At 68.2% G+C, this 14,153-nt stretch carries 18 protein-coding genes; 12 read left to right on the top strand and 6 right to left on the bottom strand.

What is annotated here, in order from left to right:
• Nucleotides 1–151 precede the first annotated feature (151 nt).
• Both ABQJ54_RS07005 and ABQJ54_RS07000 read right to left on the bottom strand, forming a co-directional pair.
• Nucleotides 152–1,456, bottom strand: a complete 1,305-nt coding sequence (locus ABQJ54_RS07005; protein ID WP_367853531.1) for a glycoside hydrolase family 2 — start codon at nucleotides 1,454–1,456, stop codon at nucleotides 152–154.
• 44 nt (nucleotides 1,457–1,500) lie between these two features.
• The gene (locus ABQJ54_RS07000; RefSeq protein WP_367853530.1) at nucleotides 1,501–2,283 is read right to left on the bottom strand and encodes a hypothetical protein; all 783 of its coding nucleotides are present in this window, start codon (nucleotides 2,281–2,283) and stop codon (nucleotides 1,501–1,503) included.
• A gap of 83 nt (nucleotides 2,284–2,366) precedes the next feature.
• Between ABQJ54_RS07000 and ABQJ54_RS06995 the strand changes: the two genes are divergently transcribed.
• Entirely contained in the window at nucleotides 2,367–2,648 is a 282-nt protein-coding gene (locus ABQJ54_RS06995; RefSeq protein ID WP_367853529.1) for a transglycosylase SLT domain-containing protein, read from the top strand.
• 138 nt (nucleotides 2,649–2,786) lie between these two features.
• On the opposite strand, the gene ABQJ54_RS06990 is transcribed toward ABQJ54_RS06995, so the two are convergent.
• On the bottom strand, nucleotides 2,787–4,001 hold the full coding sequence (locus ABQJ54_RS06990) for a serine hydrolase domain-containing protein (protein WP_367853528.1): 1,215 nt from the start codon (nucleotides 3,999–4,001) through the stop codon (nucleotides 2,787–2,789).
• A 139-nt stretch (nucleotides 4,002–4,140) separates the two neighbouring features.
• Between ABQJ54_RS06990 and ABQJ54_RS06985 the strand changes: the two genes are divergently transcribed.
• From ABQJ54_RS06985 to ABQJ54_RS06955, 7 genes are all read left to right on the top strand, one after another.
• Entirely contained in the window at nucleotides 4,141–4,689 is a 549-nt protein-coding gene (locus tag ABQJ54_RS06985; RefSeq protein WP_367853527.1) for a transglycosylase SLT domain-containing protein, read from the top strand.
• 238 nt (nucleotides 4,690–4,927) lie between these two features.
• Entirely contained in the window at nucleotides 4,928–6,133 is a 1,206-nt protein-coding gene (locus ABQJ54_RS06980) for an MFS transporter (RefSeq protein WP_367853526.1), read from the top strand.
• Nucleotides 6,134–6,246: 113 nt separating this feature from the next.
• Complete coding sequence (locus tag ABQJ54_RS06975) at nucleotides 6,247–6,861, top strand: OmpH/Skp family outer membrane protein (protein WP_367853525.1); 615 nt, start codon at nucleotides 6,247–6,249, stop codon at nucleotides 6,859–6,861.
• Between the two features lie 52 nt (nucleotides 6,862–6,913).
• Complete coding sequence (locus ABQJ54_RS06970) at nucleotides 6,914–7,429, top strand: RBBP9/YdeN family alpha/beta hydrolase (RefSeq protein WP_367853579.1); 516 nt, start codon at nucleotides 6,914–6,916, stop codon at nucleotides 7,427–7,429.
• Nucleotides 7,430–8,101: 672 nt separating this feature from the next.
• Nucleotides 8,102–9,034 carry a M14 family metallopeptidase gene (locus ABQJ54_RS06965; RefSeq protein WP_367853524.1) on the top strand — a complete coding sequence of 311 codons (933 nt, stop codon included), beginning with the start codon at nucleotides 8,102–8,104 and terminating at the stop codon, nucleotides 9,032–9,034.
• Nucleotides 9,035–9,180: 146 nt separating this feature from the next.
• Complete coding sequence (locus ABQJ54_RS06960) at nucleotides 9,181–9,777, top strand: YopT-type cysteine protease domain-containing protein (RefSeq protein ID WP_367853523.1); 597 nt, start codon at nucleotides 9,181–9,183, stop codon at nucleotides 9,775–9,777.
• 134 nt (nucleotides 9,778–9,911) lie between these two features.
• The gene (locus ABQJ54_RS06955) at nucleotides 9,912–10,286 is read left to right on the top strand and encodes a YciI family protein (protein ID WP_367853522.1); all 375 of its coding nucleotides are present in this window, start codon (nucleotides 9,912–9,914) and stop codon (nucleotides 10,284–10,286) included.
• Between the two features lie 28 nt (nucleotides 10,287–10,314).
• Here the strand turns inward: ABQJ54_RS06955 and ABQJ54_RS06950 are convergent, their stop codons facing one another.
• Complete coding sequence (locus tag ABQJ54_RS06950) at nucleotides 10,315–11,139, bottom strand: DUF4377 domain-containing protein (RefSeq protein ID WP_367853521.1); 825 nt, start codon at nucleotides 11,137–11,139, stop codon at nucleotides 10,315–10,317.
• 154 nt (nucleotides 11,140–11,293) lie between these two features.
• Between ABQJ54_RS06950 and ABQJ54_RS06945 the strand changes: the two genes are divergently transcribed.
• Together ABQJ54_RS06945 and ABQJ54_RS06940 are read left to right on the top strand one after the other, a co-directional pair.
• Nucleotides 11,294–12,013, top strand: a complete 720-nt coding sequence (locus ABQJ54_RS06945) for an HAD family hydrolase (RefSeq protein WP_367853520.1) — start codon at nucleotides 11,294–11,296, stop codon at nucleotides 12,011–12,013.
• Nucleotides 12,013–12,495 (top strand): putative toxin-antitoxin system toxin component, PIN family, encoded by a 483-nt coding sequence (locus ABQJ54_RS06940; protein ID WP_367853519.1) that lies wholly within the window; start codon nucleotides 12,013–12,015, stop codon nucleotides 12,493–12,495. Before ABQJ54_RS06945 ends, ABQJ54_RS06940 begins: the two co-directional genes overlap by 1 nt.
• Here ABQJ54_RS06940 and ABQJ54_RS06935 read toward each other — a convergent pair.
• A complete protein-coding gene (locus ABQJ54_RS06935; protein ID WP_367853518.1) occupies nucleotides 12,453–12,728 on the bottom strand; it encodes a hypothetical protein in 276 nt (91 codons plus the stop codon). The genes ABQJ54_RS06940 and ABQJ54_RS06935 overlap by 43 nt on opposite strands.
• A gap of 100 nt (nucleotides 12,729–12,828) precedes the next feature.
• Here ABQJ54_RS06935 and ABQJ54_RS06930 point away from each other — a divergent pair, with 100 nt between their 5' ends.
• Complete coding sequence (locus tag ABQJ54_RS06930) at nucleotides 12,829–13,017, top strand: CPXCG motif-containing cysteine-rich protein (protein ID WP_367853517.1); 189 nt, start codon at nucleotides 12,829–12,831, stop codon at nucleotides 13,015–13,017.
• A gap of 7 nt (nucleotides 13,018–13,024) precedes the next feature.
• Here the strand turns inward: ABQJ54_RS06930 and pncA are convergent, their stop codons facing one another.
• On the bottom strand, nucleotides 13,025–13,666 hold the full coding sequence (gene pncA, locus ABQJ54_RS06925) for a bifunctional nicotinamidase/pyrazinamidase (protein WP_367853516.1): 642 nt from the start codon (nucleotides 13,664–13,666) through the stop codon (nucleotides 13,025–13,027).
• Between the two features lie 84 nt (nucleotides 13,667–13,750).
• Between pncA and ABQJ54_RS06920 the strand changes: the two genes are divergently transcribed.
• Nucleotides 13,751–14,125 carry a hypothetical protein gene (locus tag ABQJ54_RS06920; protein WP_367853515.1) on the top strand — a complete coding sequence of 125 codons (375 nt, stop codon included), beginning with the start codon at nucleotides 13,751–13,753 and terminating at the stop codon, nucleotides 14,123–14,125.
• The last annotated feature ends 28 nt before the right edge of the window (nucleotides 14,126–14,153 follow it).

Raw genomic sequence — 14,153 nt, 5'->3', positions numbered from 1 at the left:
CTCGACCGATACATACGAAAACATGCCAAGCTGCTGGACGTCGGGGCTGCGCATCGGATCAGGCGGTCAGTGATTGAGAGCGTCTATGACCGCGGCGGCGCGCTGAGGTTTCTCGACAGCCTGTTAGTACGCCTGCTCCTCTTCCGTTTCACTAAATCCGGCTTTTCACCTGAGCGCTTGTCCTGCCGATAGCCAAGGTCCGCACGATCAGAAAAGCCAGCAGCGGAATGGCAATCGCGTAGACGTACTGCGTCCGCGACACGCCGATGCCGAACGGAAACCAGATGTCTGACACGCCGATCGTGTCGAGCAGCTCGCCGCCGAACAGCGCGACCACGACCGAGGCCAACGTGGCGAGCGCCAGGATCCGCATCGGGCCGCTGCGGACCATGTGCGCGCCGATCACGACAAACAGCGCGATTGATCCGAGCCGGCTGATGCTTGTCCACATTGTCGAGTGGATCGCGACGCCGATGATTCCGGCGACCGCCAGTGTCAGCGCTGCAACGTCGATACTGCGCCACGGACGCGGGCACCAGCGGTTCCATGCCCATGTCCAGGTGGCCACCGTCGGTATCCACATCACCGACGCCAGCCACGCGTAGGTGGCCACGCTTTGCAGGTCGGTCCATGCGGTGATGGCATTGTTGAGGCGCCGGGCTGCCATCAGTGCGAGCGCGATGCTGGCGAAAGCCAGGAAGCCCTTGCGAATGCTGCGCGACCAATACGCGAGCGCCAGGCCGATGAGTGCCAGCATGGCGATCGGCTCGACCACCTCGACGATGTAGCCGGCGATGGTCCGCTGCCACTGCACGCGATGGAGCGCAGCGCTGGTCGGCCGCGGCGCCAGGATGGGCGCGGTGTGCATGCCGCCGCCGTCGGCGCTGCCCGCCGAACTCGGATCCATGTAGGTGCGCACGGCGAGCACGCCACGGGTGCCTGCCGCATCGGGTGGAAGGGCGAACTGCAGCGGCCGCGTGCCGACGACACGCGGGTTCGGGCCGAGCCGGCCCGAACCGCCCAGCAACCGGCCGTTCCAGTACAGCTCGTAGCCGTCCTCGACGAGGGTCGGCCCGAGGATGTCCCACGACGCGTGTCCGGCCGGCACCGTCACCACGCGCCGGTACCAGGCGTAGCCGTGGTAGCCGGGATGACCGTGCGCCATCCAGCCGCCCACGTAATCGGGCAGGCCCACGTCGCCGTCGTGGCTGCCCGGCGGGGCGGTCATGTCGACCGTCTCCCAGTCGCTGTCGTCCGTAGCGGCGTCCGCCCAGCGCGGGTCGTCGCCGACATGGAAGCGCCAGGAGCCATCGAGCAGGCTGGCGGCAGCGCGCAGCGCCGGCGGATCGGGGCGGCCGCCGCCCGCCAGGTCGGCGATCACGATGACCAGGGCCAGCAGCGTCGCCGCGGCGATGCCGATGAACAGCTTGCGTTGTGTCGAGTCGATCGGCGGCATGGTCGGAGGTGTCGATTCGGATGTCTTGGGCAACGGTGGCAGGTTCACTTATGGAGCCCAAGCCAGCGCACCCCGCGATACGAATCCGCCACCACCCATGCCGCCGCCGTCAGCACCCAGGTCGCATACGTCTCGCCCCAGTTGAAGGCGCTGACATGGCCGGCGGCGACCATGGGCAGCCAGATCAACAGCAGGAACAGGCCCATCATCAGGGCCGAGAGGGTGGCGGCCAGCCGGGCGAGCAGGTTGAGGAGGATCGCCGCGCCGGCGGCAAGGTAGGCGGCGCCGGTGAAGTAGGCCCAGAACACCGGTGCGTGCAGCCAGTGGGGAATCAGCGGGGCGGTGAGGCTGAGATAGACGTAGTGCGAGAAGCCGAAGGCGATCAGCGCCAGGCCATAGAGCACGCGTGCCATGCGCAGGCCCCGGTCGCCGACGGCGAAGCCGAGCCGGCGCCGGTCTGCGTCGGTGGCGAACCATGCATGCAGTACCCATGTGGCCGCCACGATCACCGCCATCTCGCCGCAGTATTGGTACGAGCCTTCCGTGAGAGGCGCCCGGGCGATCAGCGGCAGCTTGAACACCAGCAGCCACAGCAGCGCGTAGAAGAACAGCACGCGCGCGGCCAGCGAGGTCGAGCGTGGCCAGAGCAGGCCGAGGCCGCACGCCAGCGAAACCACGGCGCAGAGATAGGCCAGGAGCCTTGCGGCTGGTACATGATCGAACACCGGCTGCCATATCACGGTGAATCCGCCCCCGATCAGGCCCAGCAGGCCGAGGGCGATCAGGGTCGCCGCAAACACGGCATGCCCTATGCTGGCGATGCGCATGGCTTGATCCTCGCGGAAGATAAAGGATGTCAGGGGCAATTCCGGTGCATCGAACAGTACGACATCTCGGCCTGGCTTTTCTTGTGGCAGGCCTGCTGGCCCTGGGCGGCTGTGCCACCGCGCCGCCGCGCAACAGCCAGAACATCTGCCAGGTCTTCGACCAGTACCCGGGCCGGTACCGCGATGCCCGTGCGATACAGAAGCGCTGGGGTATCCCGGTCAATGTGCTGATGGCGTTCGTGCGGCGGGAGTCCGATTTCCGCGAGAAGGCCAAGCCTGCCCGGCCGCACTTCCTGTTCATCCCGCTGCCGCGCCGGTCCAGCGCCTATGGCTACGCGCAGGCGCAGCGGCCAGTGGCGGCATGATCGCCACCTGCTGCAGACCGCCGATACCGTCGACCGCCTCGCTCGCGAGTACGGCGCCCAGCTGCAGCGCTGCAGGTAGGGTCGAAAGGTGCCAGGGATATTTTTGGGGCGCTCCCGAAAGAAGTGGGGTCAGACGGTTTAGCGCGCCAGCGACTCCTCCACCGCACTGAACGCCGACTTCCCGCCCAGCCGCTCGTCCGGCATGCCGGTGGCGAACCACACCACACCCGTGCCGCGCTTGCGGTCCACCCACAACCCGGCCTGCAGCCCGTAGGCGGAGCCGGAGTGGCCCACGCGCGCCACGCCGTCGCCGAACGGGTCGTCGCGGCAGCCTTGCACCGGCGTGGCCAGCGTCTGCACGGCGAGGCCGTAACGGCAGAAGAAGCCTTGATCGACGTCGCCGCCGTCTTCCTCCCAGGTCAGGCCGCCACCGGGGCGGTATTGCCACTCCGGGGTGATCATCGCCTGGATGGAACTCGGCTTGAGCAGGCGCCTGCCGTCGACGCTGCCGTTGCCGAGCAGCAGCTCGCCGATGCGCGCGAGGCCCTTGGCAGAAATGCGCAGGCCGCCTTGTGGCGAGAACAGCGCGCCGTTGGTGCCGACGCGCCAGCGTGACAGGTCGCAGCTGCCGTCGCTGGCCGGCGTCACCGGGCAGGCGGGCTTGCGGCCGTGGTTGTTGTCCTTCACCGGCTGGCCGTCGGCGTCGTACAGCACCACCGCGCGGGCCGCGGTGGCGTCGCTGCACAGCGCCCAGTTGAAGCAGGCGGCTATGCCCAGCGGGCGTAGCACCAGCCGCGCCATCAGCTGGTCGAAGCGCTCGCCGGTGGCGCGCTCCATGATCTGTGCTACCAGCGGGAAGTTGAGGTTGGTGTAGTGGAAGTAGCTGCCCGGTGCGTGTTTCGTGTCCCAGGCGCGCGGGTCCATGACGATGTCGCGCAGCTTGCCGCCCAGCGGCGTCTGCCAGTAGCCGGCGGCGTCGGTGAGGCTGGAGCGGTGCGACAGCAGCATGCGCAGGGTGATCGGCACCTGCGGGAAGGCCGGGTTGCGCAGCCGCCAGCCGAGCAGGGTGGATGCATCCGCATCCAGGTCGAGCTTGCCCGCCTCCACCAGCCGCATCACGCCCAGGGTGGTGACCATCTTGGAGATCGAGGCGACGCGCACCGGGTCGTCGGCGCTGACCTTGCGGCCGGTGGCCTTGTCGGCATAGCCGTGCACGCGGATGGCGGTGATGCCGTTGCGGTCGAAGGCGACGCGCACCGTGGCGACGGGGCCGCCGGCCCACGCGCCGGCGCTCGGCAGGAGCAGCAGGCAGGCGATCCAGCGCAGGGCCATGGAGAACGGATGCGGGCTCACGTGTTTGATGTGGAACCGGGGTTGGGTTCTGATGTAATCCCACATTTCCCGAAACCGGGCAAATAATCCAGGGGGCGCAAAAATGGTGTCGGGGACAATTTCGCTGCATCGAACGGTCCGGCGCCTCGGTCTGGTTCTTTTGGCCGTCGGCCTGCTGGCCCTGGGCGGCTGCGCCACCGCGCCGCCGCGCAACAGCCAGAACATCTGTCAGGTTTTTGACCAGTACCCGGGCTGGTACCGCGATGCCCGCGCGGCGCAGAAGCGCTGGGGTACCCCGGTCAATGTACTGATGGCGTTCGTGCGGCGGGAGTCCGGTTTCCGCGAGAAGGTCCGCCCGGGACGGCCGCACTTCCTGTTCATCCCGTTGCCGCGCCGGTCCAGCGCCTACGGTTACGCGCAGGCGCAGGACCCGGTATGGCGGGAGTACCTGAAGGAGAACGGCCGCTGGTTCAAGAGCCGCAAGAGCATGGACGACTCGCTCGATTTCCTCGGCTGGTACACCGACCGCATCCATCGCGAACTGGGCATCTCCAAGTGGGATCCAAGGCATTTGTACCTGGCCTACCACGAGGGCATCGGCGGTTATCGCAGCGGGCATTGGCGGCATGATCGCCACCTGCTGCAGACCGCCGATGAGGTCGACCGCGTCGCCCGCGAGTACGGCGTGCAACTGCAGCACTGCAGGTAGCGGAAGCCGCGATGGTTCCGATGGCGCTCCCGGCTTCCCACCGTTCGTGCTGAGCGCAGCCCGCGCAGCGGGCGGAGTCGAAGCGCCGCCATTCCCCGCGTGCGGCCCCTCGGGCCTGCGCTCAGGATGAGCGGTGCGCGAGGAAAAGATGCCGGGGGCGTTTTCCCGGTATTTTCCGGAGACTTGTCCAACGCGGGACCGACGCATGCTTTTACGCGGAACAGCTTCCCGCCCATCCTTGCCGCGCAATGTCCGCCTGCTGATCGGCACCCGCGCCGCGCGCAGCTTCGGGCAGGGGGCGATGGTGGCGGCGTTCGCGCTGTATCTGCATGCGCTGGGCTGGGCCGGCACGACGATCGGTGCGGTGCTGATGGGGGCGCTCCTGGCGGGCAGCGTGCTCACCCTGGTCGTGGGTCCGCTCAGCGATCGCGGGCATCGGCGGCGGTTCCTGCTCGGCTATGAACTGCTGCAGGTCGCAGTGGCGCTGGTAGCGATGGCGACCACGCTGCCATGGCTGCTGACCGTGGCGGCGGTCATGGGCGGCTTCGGGCGCGGGGCCAATGGCGCGGCGGGACCGTTCTCGCCGGTGGAACAGGCGTGGCTGTCGCACGAGTTGCCGATGGCGCGGCGCGGCCGGGTATTCAGCTTCAACACCGCAGTGGGCTTCTTCGGCATGGCGGGTGGGGCATTGCTGGCTGCGCTGCCGCCGTGGCTGTCCGGTCATGCCATGACGCCGGGCGATTACCGCCTGCTGTTCGCGCTGCCCCTGCTCGGTTCGCTGGTCAGCCTGGGATTGCTGCTGGCCACGCGGGAGATCGCGTTGCCCGCATCGGTGCCGGACCCGGCCGCGCAGCTGACCGTACGCCGGCGGGAGAACGGTCTGCTGCTGCGGCTGGTGCTGGTGAACGCGCTCAACGGTTTTGGCGTCGGCATGGTCGGGCCGCTGGTGGCGTACTGGTTCGCGCTCAAGTTCCATCATGGCCTGGCGGAGATCGGCCCGGGCATGGCCCTGGGGTTCCTGCTCGGGGCGGCCGGTTCGTTGCTCGCCGGGCGGCTGGCGGTACGGGCCGGCGTGGTGCGCTCGGTGGTGCTGATGCGCGCGACGGGCATCGTGCTGTTGCTGCTGATGCCGCTGGCGCCCTGGTTCTGGCTGGCGATGCTGCTGTATGCCCTGCGTGGCGCGTTCAACCGCGGCACCGCCGGCGTGCGCCAGGCGCTGGCCACCGGATTGACTGGCGATAGTCGCCGTGGCCTGGCGAGCAGCCTGCAGAGCATTTCGATGCAGGTTCCGCGGGCGGCCGGGCCAGTGTTGGCTGGTGCCTTGTTCCATGCGGGCTACCTCAGCTTGCCGTTCGTGATCGGCGCGGCGTTCCAGTGTGCGTACGTGGTGCTCTACGCACGTTTCTTCGGGGCGCACGAGGCGGCACGGGCGGAAACGGGCTGAGCGCCGTGCCGGCAGGGCCATTCAGCAGACAGCTTGTCGCTAGTAGGATGGGGCGTTGCCGTGGGCCGTCAGTGGCCCGCGGGATCCTCGAACCCTGCCAACGGATACCTTCCATGAACATGCATCGCTCCCTGCTCGTCGCTGCACTGGCCGCCACCGCTGGCCTTTCCCTTGCCCCCGTGACGCCGGCGCAGGCCGCCACCACCCCGGTTGCCAGCACCGCGCTGGGCGGCAACCCGGTGCCGGGCGTGTGCATGCTTTCGCGCGAGGAGGTGTTTGGCGCGTCCAAGGTGGGGCAGGCGGCGAGCGAGCGGCTGAAGCAGCTGGCGACGCAGCAGCAGTCGCTGCTGGAAAGCCAGCGCAAGCCGCTGGACGCCGAGATCCAGGCCTTCCAGCAGAAGTCGTCCACGCTTACCGAGGCGCAGCGCCAGCAGCAGGGCCAGGCGCTGCAGCAGCGCATGCAGGCGTTCCAGGGCCAGGTGAACCAGCTCGACCAGCGCATCCAGCTGACCCGCGGCAAGGTGATGCAGGATATCGGCCAGCAGGCGCAACCCCTGGTCGAGAGCGCCTACAACAGCCACCGTTGCGGCCTGCTGCTGAACCGCGACGCGGTGCTGGGCGGCAACATCACCAATGACCTTACCGGCGAGGTGATCCGCGGCCTGGACGCGAAGATCACCACGCTCAACTTCAACCTGGAACCGGCGCCGAGCGGAACCGGCAAGTAAGCACGCCGACCCGATGATGAGCAGCGCGGGCAGGACGGGCACGTCGGTGCTCATGCTGCCCGGCATCGGCGACTCCGGGCCGCAGCATTGGCAAACCCTGTGGGAGGCACGGAATCCCGTCTTCCGCCGGGTGATCCAGCGCGACTGGGACCACCCGGTGTGCGCCGAATGGGCGATCGCGCTCGAGCAGGCGGTAGCCGGTGCCGGTGCCGGTGCCGTGCTGGTGGCGCACAGCCTGGGGGCCCTGCTGGCGACGCACTGGGCGGCCGCCACGAAGCTGCGCATCAAGGCCGCCTTGCTGGTGGCCGTGCCCGACCCCGCGGGGCCGGCCTTTCCCGTCGAAGCCGAGGGCTTCGTCGTCACGCGGCGGCCGCTGCCGTTCCGCAGCATCGTGGTGGCGAGCCGCAACGATCCCTATGCCAGGTTCGCCTGGTCGCAGGCCTGCGCCGCGGCGTGGGGCAGCGAACTGGTCGACATCGGCGACGCCGGCCACATCAATGCAGCCAGCGGGTTCGGCGAGTGGCCGCAGGGCCAGGCGTTGCTGCGGCGCTTGATCGCGGTGGCGTGACGGCGTGCCAGTGAGGCGCAGGGCGATGCCACACGCACCGGGTGGCTGCTGCTTGTTTGCCTCGGTCATCAGATACGGCGCGTTGTGGCCGCACCGTTTATCGCATAGGCGGGCATGGCTCCAGGATCCTCAACACAGCCTGCTTGTAATTCCGGCGGATTGAATCAGGCCATTTCTCTTGGTTACTTCGCTGTGGGCCAGCACAGAAAAGTGGCTCGGGCGCCGGCAGGCGTCCGAAAGGGCGCCGCAGGCGAGCCGGGTTGCGGTAGCGCTGGTGCGATGCGCACACAGCAGCGCTTCGTTGTAAGAGCCTGTTCAATATCTCCGTGTGGCCCGGGCCGGGTAGGAGCGCACCCTGTGCGCGATGGCTTTGATGCCTGATCGAAGCATCATTGCTCCGGCCCCAAATGGTTTCATCCCGTGTCCTTCGATTCCGCTTTGCTACGCTCAGGACGAACGGTGCGCGCATCCTATTTGCGGACCGGAGCAATAGAGCATTCGCGCACAGGGCGCGCTCCTACAGCTTGGCATCCGTGGGCCATGCGGAGATCGTGAACAGTCTCCAAGACTCCCGCGAGGCCACGCTCTCACTCCAACCTTGTTCCGCGACAAAAGGGACAACGCGAAGCCGGTGCTAAAGTGACCGGCCCGTCCCCCGCGTGGAGTCCTCCCATGAGCAGCAGCGCCATCTACCCCATCGGCACCCCCGGCATCCCCTGGGGCCCGGCCGAGGTCGCCGCCTGGCGCGGCCGCCAGACGCGCAGGCGCAGCTACGCGGACGAGGTGCAGGGTCGCATCGAGGCGCTGCGCGCGCACTTCGATGTCGGCGAATACGGCCGCTTGGAATACGCGCCGGACAGCTATCCGCTCTATGCCGTGCGCAGCCGCGACTGGAATACGGCACTGCCCGTGATGCTGGTGACCGGCGGCGTGCACGGCTACGAGACCAGCGGCGTGCACGGCGCGCTGCAATTCCTCGAGCGCGACGCGGTGCGCTACGCGGGCCGCATCAACCTGCTGTGCGTGCCCTGCGTCAGTCCCTGGGGCTACGAGCGCATCCACCGTTGGAACCCCGATGCGCTGGACCCCAACCGCAATTTCCGCGAGCACAGCCCCGCGCGGGAATCGGCGGCGCTGTGGGGCCTGCTGGCACCGTTGCGCGACACGGCGCGCACGCACATCGACCTGCACGAGACCACCGACAGCGACGAGAGCGAGTTCCGTCCCGCACTGGCGGCGCGCGACGGCAAGCCGTTCGAGCCGGGCACCATCCCGGACGGTTTCTACCTGTGCGCGGACAGCGCGCAGCCGGAACCCGCTTTCCAGCAGGCGGTCATCGCGGCGGTGGCCAAGGTCACCCATATCGCGCCGGCCGATCCCGATGGCACCATCATCGGTTCGCCGGTGGTGGCGCATGGCGTGATCGAATACGACTGCCGCAAGCTGGGTCTGTGTGCCGGTATCACCGACGCGCGCTACAGGACCACCACCGAGGTCTATCCCGACAGCCCGCGCGCCACGCCCGCGCAGTGCAATGATGCGCAGGCGGCGGCGATATGCGCGGCGATCGACTACGCGCTGGCTTCCGGCGGTCGCGCTGTCTGATGGTTTGGGATGGGTTTGCAGGCTTTCGTCGATGCATGTGTTCCCTTTGACGGCAGGCTGTCGCGCCGTCGCTGGGCATGTTGATGCAGTGCTGCCGGTCGGCCGGCAAGGCCGGCCGGTTGCTTCCGGAGCAGAGGTGCGCAGTCATGGCCAAGCGGGAAATCAGGGCTTACAAGCAGTCGGGTGATGCCCGCTGGTACGCCGGCGAGGTCAAGTCGCACCTGGTCGGCGTCGGCGCAAGCAAGCGCGAGGATTTCGAAGCCACCGATACATCCAATGGCGTGTGCTTCGGCCTGAGCATCTGGTGGATCATCAAATCCGCGAACCATGTGGATTTCTGGAGCTGGATGTCCGGCCCGGGCCAGCAGGTGGCGGACATCAAGGCGATGTTCCGGGCGCAGCGAGGGGAGCACGACTTCACCCGCTTCGACGAGGCTGACAAGAAGATCCGCGCCGACACCGGCATGGCGAAGCAATGCAAGGTGCTGATGAACCAGGGTACGGAATTCAAGCACTCCGGCTACTACTACATTTCGCTGCGTGGCCAGTTCGGCAACTCCGCCGACGCCAGCGGGCACGCCATTGCGGCGCACATCAACCCGAATGGGGTTTGCCGCTACTTCGATCCAAATGTAGGCGAGTACGAGACGGACACCCTGCAGGAGACGCTGGTGGAGCTCTCGCAGCTGGTCCGTGGCTACAGCATCCGCGACTTGAAGATCTATTGGTGCTGCTGGGCTTAGGCAGGATCCGCCATGTTCCCGCCATCGATACGGACGGGCCGGCGGCGATCGCTGCATGCCCCTCCGGCGGCTTGGCATTGGCACCCCATGCAGCATAGGCTGATCGTTCCCCGCCATAGCGACGCGAGCCCGCCATGAAATTCCTGCTGATGGTCTACAGCGACGACACCTTGCTGGACGCCCTGCCACCGGGCGAGTTCGACACGCGCATGCATGCCTGCATCAAGCACGCGGACGAGCTGCGCGCCGAGGGGCGGCTGATCGATGCACAGCAGCTGGAAGCACCGGCCAGCGCAAAGGCGGTGCGCATCCGCCTGGGCAAGACCACGGTACTGGACGGCCCGTTCGCGGAGACCAAGGAATACCTTGCCGGCTTCAACCTGGTCGAGGCGGACAGCATGGAGGAGGCGGTGCGCATGGCCGCCGAGCTGCCATGGGCGCAGACCGGTTGCATCGAGGTGCGGCCGATACGCGATTTCGAGGCGGTGCGGCGGCGCGTGGGCGCCTGATCGCCACGCCTGGGCCTCCTCAGCGGGCCTAGTGCCGGACGAGTTCCGACTCGATCACGGTGTCCAGCACGTAGGCGGCCGTCGGGGTGTCGGGGGGGCGATGCTTCAGTGTGTAGCGCGTCACCCGCAGTATGTTGTGCACGCCGGGCTCGTGCGTGTAGCCCTCGATCGGCTGCAGCAGCAGATGCCAGTTGCCGGGCGTGCTGGTCTTGAGGCCGTTCGCGTCGTAATGGACTTCGCGCACGTCGAGGCATTGCGAGCTTGGCATCCGCGGGTGGTTGCACGGCACGGCCTGCGGCGCCACTTCGAGGTACTCGGTGACGCCGGGGCCGCCGTAGCGGGTTTCGGGCGTGGGTATGCCGGTGAAGACCAGGGTGTCGCCGGCGGTGGTGCGCAATTGCAGCAGCGGGGTGCCGCCGCTGCGCGTGGTGGTGATCGTGGGCCTGATGCTCAGGCGTACGCCGATCAGGCTGTCCAGCCGGTTCAGCGCGAAATTGGCGCAGGCCATCATGGTGTGCATCATCGGGCCGACCACGAGCTGCCCGTTCACGATGCGATAGCCGCCGCCCATGCCGTTGCAGCTGTTGCGCACGCTGATGCGGTCACTGCCGAAATCCAGTTGCAGCGGTTTGTCCGGGCGCACGAACAGCGCGTCGATGCGCTGGCCGTAGCGATCGGTGGCCTGCGTCAGTTGCCAGTGGTAGCCGCTGAGCAGCGCGGCATCCGGCGTGGTGGCGCCCGATGCCGTGCCGGGTGCAGCGCGGCGCGCCGGCGTCGCCCGGGTGCTGCTGGCGGCCGGCGTGGAGGCACAGGCGGCGAGGGCCAGCGGCAGCAGCAACAGATGGATGCGCATGGGGTTCTCTCCGCGAGGGGCGCAATGCCACGAGCATATGCCATGCGCCGTGTTACGGCGATGTCGCGGCGGCTGGCCGTCCGGCGCATGCAGCGCCGCGCCCGTTGTCGGACAATGCCGCTCCTGTCCGCGACGTGAGCGCTGCGAGGTAGTCATGCTGAAGATGGTCGGTTTCGACGGTGACGACACGCTGTGGCGCAGCGAGGACTATTACCGCGATGCTAACGCCGAGTTCGCCGCCATCGTGGGCGCCTACGCCGACCTCGCCGACAGCGCGGTGCACGAGCGCATGCTGGCCACCGAGCGGCAGAACCTCAAACTGTTCGGTTATGGCGCCAAGGGCATGACGCTGTCGATGGTGGAAACCGCGATCGCGCTCAGCGCAGGGTGCATCAGCGCGCAGGACATCCATCGCCTCGTGGCGGTCGGCAAGCGCGTGCTGCAGCATCCGGTGGAACTGCTGCCCGGCATCCGCGAGGCGGTGGCGGCGGTGGCCGAGCGGCATGCGGTGGTGCTGATCACCAAGGGCGACCTGTTCCATCAGGAGAAGAAGGTGGCCGAGTCGGGGCTGGCCGGGCTGTTCCGCCGCATCGAGATCGTCTCGGAGAAGGACGCCGCCACCTATCGTCGCCTGCTCGACGAGTTCGACATCGCGGCGAGCGAGTTCGCGATGGTGGGCAACTCGCTGCGCTCGGACATCGAGCCGGTGCTGCGCCTCGGCGGCTGGGGCGTGCACATGCCCTACCACGTGACCTGGGCGCACGAGCTGGAGAACGGCCTGGACGCCGGTGACGCGCCGCGCATGCGCACGGTGGCGAACGCGGCGGAGATCCCCGCCGCGCTGGTGCAGCTGGGCACATTGGCCGCGGCTTGATGGCGACAACGCCGCGCCTGGTGCTGGACACCAATGTCTGCCTCGACCTGTTCGTGTTCGGCGACGGGCAGTGCGCGGTCTTGCGCGAGGCGTTGCGCACCGGCGCGGTGGAAGCGGTGACCGACGAAGCCTGCCGCGCCGAGTGGCTGGCGGTGCTGGGCCATCCGCAACTGGCGCTGGATGCGGTGCGCCGCGAAGCGGCGATGGCCGCATTCGATGAGCAGATGCACCGGTTGCCGGCATCGGAGCGGCGGCTTGTTCCTCCGGCGCTGCGCCTGCCGCGCTGCGCCGATCCCGACGACCAGAAGTTCCTCGAACTGGCCCTGGCCTGCGGTGCGCAGTGGCTGCTCAGCCGCGATCGCGAACTGCTGAAGCTGGCGCGGCGCACGCGGCGCGAGCACGGCTTCGATATCGTCACGCCGCGAGGCTGGGCGGAGACTCAGGCCGGATCGGCGCCCGCTTCATCCGTGAAGCCGGTGTAGTTCTCGGGGAATACCGGCGCGCCGTCCTCTTCCAGCGCCAGCACCGCGGCCAGCGCGTCATCGGCGGCGCGTTCGGCCACGTCCTGGTAGCGGAAGCTGCGGTTCTCGCAGATCGCGTAGTACACCGGGAAGCCGTGGCCGTGCGGCACCACGGCCAGCCAGGCCGTGTAGCGCGAGCCTTCGAGGCTGGCGCCGGAGCGCACGGTGTAATCCGGGAATTCGCGTTCAGCCATCGTTGTCGTCCGGAAAGATCGGGCAGGGGGCAGACAGTGTACGCGCTGCGTAGACGGTGGTTGTGCCAGGTTGCGTGCATCGCGGCTGCCGAAGAATGCCATGCCTGTGCCGTATCGCATCGATTGCCCGTATTGCGGCGAAATCATCGAGCTGTCGCTGGACGACTCGGTGGCGGACCAGTGCTACATCGAGGACTGCGCCGTGTGCTGCCGGCCCATTGCATTGGCGGTGGCGTTCGACGCGGACGGCGTGCCGCGGGTGCAGGCGGCGCGCGAGGACGAAACCTGAGGAGTGCTCAGTCGTCGAGGCGGACGAGCGCGATGTCCCGTGCCGCCAGCGCGGCGCGGGTGGGCTCGTCGCCGGCGGGCGTCACCGGGCGGCTCAGCTCCCACAGCAGGCTGGCGCGGAAGCCCGCGGCCACCGCATCCTGCGCGGTCCACAGCACGCAGACGTCGCGCGCCAAGCCGCATACCAGCACTTCCTCCACGCCGCGTTCGTGCAGCCAGCCGGCGAGGCCGGTGGCGGGGCGGCTGCCGTGCGGGCCGTGGTTCTCGCGAAAGCCGCTGTAGGAATCTACCTGCGGGTCGCTACCCTTGCGCAGGATCAGGTCGGCCACCGACCAGTCGATGTCCGGATGCAGCGCCGCACCCGGTGTGCCCTGCACGCAATGGTCCGGCCACAGCGTCTGCGGCTGGCCATGCAGCTCGACCTGTTCGAACGGTTGCGTGCCGGGATGCGAACTGGCGAAGGAGACATGCCCCGCCGGATGCCAGTCCTGGGTGGCCACCACGTGGCGGAAGCGGCGCGCGCGCAGCAGGCGGGCGATGCCGGGCACGATCGCGTCGCCCTCGTGGCAGGCCAGCGCGCCACCCGGCATGAAATCCGGCTGCATGTCGACCACGATCAGGGCCGTGCGTTCACTGATGGCGGAAGACATGGCGAGCCTGTGCGCGATCGATGGGGAAGCACCAGTCTAGCGTGCAGGCATAATGCGGGAAGACATGGGCAGGAACGGGGCGCGATGAATTACGACCAATCGTGGATGGGCTATGGCTGGGTCGGCGGCGTGGAAGCCGGCGCGATCAGCCTTGCGGCCGGCTTCGTGCTGTACCTGCTGTTCCACCGGCTGGGCCGTCGCAACGGCTGGAGCGATGGACAGCAGATCGGCTGGGCGTATTTCCTGGCGCTGGTGCTCACCGCGCGCGAGGACATGTGGAACCTGTTCTATTTCAACTACGCGCGGCTGCAGTCGCTGCAGCTGCTGAAGGCCAAGCTGGCCGAGGTGCACGACCCGGATGGCATCGGCACCCGCGCACTGTGCGAGTTGCTTGGCGTCGCGCTGGGCGTGTTCGTGGCCTGGGTGCTGTGCGGCCGGCATTGGCGCCAGCGGATGTAGGAGCAGCCGTAGGAGCGGCTTCAGCCGC

This window comes from Rhodanobacter lycopersici, from assembly GCF_040812335.1.
GTDB lineage: Bacteria > Pseudomonadota > Gammaproteobacteria > Xanthomonadales > Rhodanobacteraceae > Rhodanobacter_A > Rhodanobacter_A lycopersici.
This window is presented reverse-complemented; position numbering and strand designations above follow the sequence as displayed.